This window comes from Rhizobium sp. SEMIA 4085 (assembly GCF_013004495.1).
Lineage (GTDB): Bacteria > Pseudomonadota > Alphaproteobacteria > Rhizobiales > Rhizobiaceae > Rhizobium > Rhizobium gallicum.
Genome location: NZ_JABEPH010000405.1, coordinates 1 through 4883, shown reverse-complemented (window position 1 = coordinate 4883; position 4883 = coordinate 1). Strand labels below are relative to the sequence as shown.

Sequence of the window (4883 nt, the reverse complement as noted above, 5' to 3'; positions counted from 1 at the left end):
CCGCTACTGCGCGTGCCCCTTCCGTGCCGCTCTCATAAGCGGCGATGACGGACTGCTTGAACGCTAAGCTGTACTTGGACATGCAAAACCCCCGAAGGTAGGTGTCCAACTTTCGGGGGTCAGTTCACTTGCGAGTGGCGGACTTTTGGCGTTCACGGGTCTATTCGTTCAGATCTGCATGGCGCCGGGGCCGGGGATCGCCTTTGGCGGCACCTTGCCAAGGATGATCATGCCGAGAACCTCGTCTTTGGTGACGTCCTCGGTGCGGGCGTGGCCGACGACCTGGCCATTCTTCATGACCGAGACGCGGTCGGCGAGGTCGAAGACGTCATGGATGTCGTGGCTGATGAGGAAGATGCCGATGCCTTCCTTCTTCAGCTGCTTGATGAGTTCGCCGACCTGCGCCGTTTCCTGGGGACCGAGGGCTGCTGTCGGCTCGTCCATGATCAGGATGCGGGCGTTGAAGAGGATCGCGCGGGCGATCGCCACCGACTGCCGCTGACCTCCTGAAAGCGCCTTTACCGGCTCCTTGAAGCGCTTGAAGTTCGGGTTGAGGCGCCCCATCACCTCGCGGGCCGAGGCCTCCATGGCGACGTCGTCGAGCGTGCCCCACTTCGTTCGGATCTCGCGGCCGAGATAGAGGTTTGCGGCGGCATCGACGTTATCGGCAACGGCGAGCGTCTGATAGATCGTCTCGATCCCGTATTTCTTCGCATCGCGCGGGTTGCGGATGTCGGCCGGTTCCCCGTTGATAAGGATGTCGCCGCCGTCGCGCTTGTAGGCACCGGAAAGAATCTTGATCAGCGTCGACTTGCCGGCGCCATTATGGCCGAGGAGGGCGACGACTTCGCCGGGGTAGAGGTCGACCGAGGCGTTGTCGACGGCGTGGATGCCACCGAAGGAGATCGAGATGTTTTTCAATTCCACAAGGGGAGTGCTTTGTTGTGTCATGGTTTGGCCTCCTCTTATTTGGCTCGGGCGCGGTAGACCGTGTCGAGCCAGACGGCGACGACAAGGACGACACCGACAACGATTCTCTGGAGCGGGCTGTCGATTCCGAGCAGTACCATGCCGGACTGCAGCGACTGCATGACGAGCGCGCCGAGCATGGCGCCGGCGATGGTGCCGGTGCCGCCCGCAAGCGACGTGCCGCCGATGACGGCAGCGGCGATGGTATAGAGTTCGTCCAGCTCGCCCTGCGCGTTCGTCGCGGCATTGAGGCGGGCGGTCGAGATTGCGCCGGCGATGGCGCAGAGCAGGCCCATGAGCGCGAAGATGCGGACCGTGACCCAGCGGGTCTTGATACCGGCAAGCTCGGCTGCCTCCGGATTGCCGCCGATGGCGAAGACGTAGCGGCCGAAGCGCAGGCGCGTCGCGACGAAGGTCATGATCGCGCCGACAATGACGGCGATCAGAACCGGCACGGCAATGCCGTAGGGAATATCGAGGCCGGACTCCGGCCAGGGAATGCCCTTTGCCTCCGCATATCTCTTGGCGATGTTCGTCGGCCAGTAATAGTTGTTGGCGACGGCGATGGCGCCGAGCACGAGCACGCAACCGAGGGCCGAAAGGAAGTATTCGGCCCAAAGCGGGCGCAGCGGGAAGCCGAAGCGCCGGCGCGGGCGGCGGGAATTGATGATGCTTGCAACGATGGTGAGGCAGGCGATGACCCCGACGATCCAGCTCCAGGTGGCGCCGATCGAGCCGTCGGTGCCGCCGCCCATAATGCGGAAGTTGATATCCATCGGCGCGACCGTCTGGCCGCTGGTGACGAACCAGGTGGCGCCGCGCCAGACCAGAAGCCCACCGAGGGTGACGATGAAGGACGGCACATTCAGGAAGGCGATGATCATGCCCTGGAGCATGCCGATCGATCCGCCGACGATGAGGCCGGCAGCAAGCGTGATGATCCAGGTGGCGGGGCTGTTGAAGCCGAGATATTGCGGTAGCACCTGCGCCTGCAAGACGCCCATCACCATGCCGCAGAAGCCGAGCATGGAGCCGACGGAAAGGTCGATGTTGCGGGTGACGATCACCAGCACCATGCCAGTCGCCATGACGGCGACGGACGAGGTCTGGACGGAGAGGTTCCAGAGGTTGCGCGGTGTCAGGAAGAGGCCGCCGGTCATGATCTGGAAGCCGATCCAGATGATCAGCAACGCGCCGACCATGCCGAGAAGGCGGGTGTCGATCTCCGTCGCGCGGAAGAAGCGCGCCACCGGATTGGCTTCCGCGTTGCGCGGCCCGTTGGAAGTCGTGGAATGTACCGTTTCGGCCATGGGTTTGCCGTTCCCCCATCGTTTGGGCAGGCTGCGGCGCTCTTCTTAGCCAACCGCCGCCCTTTACGCCCAGTTCTTAAACTATCCCCCCGATTTCTGCAGATCCGGTCTCAGCGGCCGTGACGGCATCGGGTCGGGATGGGTAATGGCGGTCGATCAGCGGTCGCTACCTGGGCTGGCGCCGGATCTCGATCCGCATCCGGCGCCGCAACGGTTTGCCGTTGCGGCGCCGGCACTGTTTTCAACCTGTCGGCAGCGGATTTAGTCGCAGGCAGCAAGCGAACCGGTTTTGACGCCCTGGCAGGCTTCCGCCTTGCTGATCCAGCCGGCGTCGATGACGACGTTGAGGTTGTCCTTGGTGATCGGTAGCGGTTTCAGGAAGACGGATTGCATGGCGACGCCCTTCGGGCCGCCGTTGAAGGTCTCAACGCCTTCGATCTTGTCCATGGTCTTGCCGGCGGCGAGATCGAGGGCGATTTCGGCAGCGCGCTTGCCGAGCTCGCGCGAGTCCTTCCAGACGGAGACCGTCTGGGTGCCGAGGGCGACGCGGTTGAGCGCTGCCTTGTCGGCGTCCTGTCCGGAGACCGGGACTGAGCCGGCGAGACCCTGTGCGTCGAGAGCGGCGATTGCGCCACCGGCCGTGCCGTCGTTCGAAGCAACAACGGCGTCAACCTTGTTGTCGTTGGCGGTCAGGAACTGTTCCATGTTGCGCTGCGCGTTTTCCGGCTTCCAGCCGTCAGTATAGGCTTCGCCGACATTCTTGATCTTGCCTGCGTCGACTGCGGCCTTCAGCACTTCCATCTGGCCCGAGAACAGGAAGTCTGCGTTCGGGTCGGACGAGGAACCCTTGATGAAGACGTAGTTGCCTTCAGGCTTTGCGTCAAAGACGCCCTTTGCCTGCATGCGGCCAACTTCCTTGTTATCGAAGGTGATGTAGAAGGCTGCCGGATTTTCGATCAGGCGGTCGTAGCCGACCACCGGGATGCCTTCGGCGGCGGCCTTTTCGATGGCCGGGGCGATGGCGTCGGAGTCCTGCGCAAGCACGATGAGGGCGTTCGCGCCCTGCGAGATCAGCGATTCAACGTCCGTCAGCTGCTTTGCCGCAGACGACTGGGCGTCAGCTGAGATGTATTTTGCGCCCTTGGCCTCGAGGGCCTTCTTGATGGCGGCTTCGTCGGTCTTCCAGCGCTCTTCCTGGAAGTTCGACCAGGAAACGCCGACGACGAGATCGGCAGCCATGGCCGCCGTTTGCACGGAAATGAGGATGGCCGTGCCGGCCATCAGCTTCAAAATAGACTTCATATTGTCCTCCCGAATGAATTGCGGTCGACCCAGCCCGAATGTTTCCTCCGGCCGCCGCGGATCGCTGTCCAGAAATCAATGAATTATTTTCTCGACAGTCGAGAAATTTAGTGTCAGAGATTTTTTCAACTGTCAACACCGCACTACCGGCTAAATTCCATTGCGAAAATCGGCTGGAGATTCGGTGTGAAAGCGGGGCGGAATACGGGGAGAGGGCGGCATTCATGCTGACCAAATCGAGCACGGAGCTGGTCCGGCAGAGGAATAGCGTGCTGGTGCTTTCCGCTCTCCGCCGCCACGGTGCGGCCGCGCATACCGAGATTTCCGACTATACCCGCCTGTCCTCTGCGACGGTTTCTGCGATTACCGCTGATCTCGAAAAGGCGCAGATCATCGAGAAATCGGAGCACCAGGCGGCAAGCGGAAGAGGACGGCCACGCGTGCTTTTCCGGCAGCGGCGGGATTGCGGGTATCTGATCGTGGTCATCATCTCGTCGGACGCCGTGCAATATTCCCTGGTGGATTACGCCGGCAAGCTGATCGATCGCTTCAGCGAGGAACGTTCGCATGACCCTGCCGGGGCGGCGCGCTTTGCGGCTGCGGTCAAGGCGGGTCTGTCACGTATTCTGGAGCGTTCCCGGATCGGCCGCAATAAAGTCTTGCTGATCTCAATCAGCAGCAAAGGGCTAGTGAATTCGCTCGAGCCCGTACTCGTCTGGTCGCCGATCTTCGGCAGCGAACAGATCGATTTTGAATCGGCGCTGCGTCCGGAATGGCAGGCGAAGATTATCCTTGACAATGAAACACTGCTCGTCGCCGCCGCGCTCGGCGCACGCGAGGAGAATGTAAAGGGCGAGGATTTCCGTTCGCTTGGCGCACTCTCGCTCGGCCACAGCATCGGGCTCGGCATTGTCAGGCGCACGCCGCATGGCGGCCAGGAGATATCGGCGCCGAATTTCGGCCATATGCTGCACATGGCCAATGGCGGTCTCTGTCGTTGCGGCACCAAGGGATGCATTGAGGCGCATGCCGGGTTCTATGCGATCCTTCGAACGGCCTTCGAAGTGCCGCTCGATACGATCCCGGCAAAATTCGTGCCGGTCGCCGAACTCGACAAGATCGCCGCGCAGGCTCGCCAGGGGCATCGCATGTCGGCCTTCGCCTTCCGCCAGGCGGGCCTTGCGCTCGGCAACGGGCTGTCGCGCGTGCTGAGCCTGACGGAGCGCATGCCGGTCGCAATCACCGGGCCGGGCACGCGCTACTACGATCTGCTGCGCCAGGGGATTGAGGAGGGCCTTGGGC

At 62.4% G+C, this 4883-nt stretch carries 4 protein-coding genes; 1 reads left to right on the top strand and 3 read right to left on the bottom strand.

Annotated elements, in window-relative coordinates:
* Nucleotides 1-168 precede the first annotated feature (168 nt).
* The 3 genes from C9413_RS27675 to xylF form a co-directional block, all read right to left on the bottom strand.
* On the bottom strand, nucleotides 169-951 hold the full coding sequence (locus tag C9413_RS27675) for an ATP-binding cassette domain-containing protein (RefSeq protein ID WP_039845594.1): 783 nt from the start codon (nucleotides 949-951) through the stop codon (nucleotides 169-171).
* A 14-nt stretch (nucleotides 952-965) separates the two neighbouring features.
* Complete coding sequence (locus C9413_RS27670) at nucleotides 966-2279, bottom strand: sugar ABC transporter permease (protein ID WP_170251185.1); 1314 nt, start codon at nucleotides 2277-2279, stop codon at nucleotides 966-968.
* 261 nt (nucleotides 2280-2540) lie between these two features.
* Nucleotides 2541-3581, bottom strand: coding sequence for a D-xylose ABC transporter substrate-binding protein (gene xylF, locus C9413_RS27665; RefSeq protein WP_039845592.1), 1041 nt, complete (start codon nucleotides 3579-3581; stop codon nucleotides 2541-2543).
* Between the two features lie 224 nt (nucleotides 3582-3805).
* On the opposite strand from xylF, the gene C9413_RS27660 reads away from it, so the two are divergent.
* On the top strand, nucleotides 3806-4883 hold a 1078-nt coding region (locus C9413_RS27660), incomplete at its 3' end, for an ROK family protein (RefSeq protein WP_170251184.1).

What these genes read in the sequence shown, in the direction of transcription:
- C9413_RS27670 (WP_170251185.1), bottom strand. Translation starts at nt 2,279, where the DNA reads ATGGCCGAAACGGTACATTCCACGACTTCCAACGGGCCGCGCAACGCG.
- C9413_RS27675 (WP_039845594.1), bottom strand. Translation starts at nt 951, where the DNA reads ATGACACAACAAAGCACTCCCCTTGTGGAATTGAAAAACATCTCGATC.
- xylF (WP_039845592.1), bottom strand. Translation starts at nt 3,581, where the DNA reads ATGAAGTCTATTTTGAAGCTGATGGCCGGCACGGCCATCCTCATTTCC.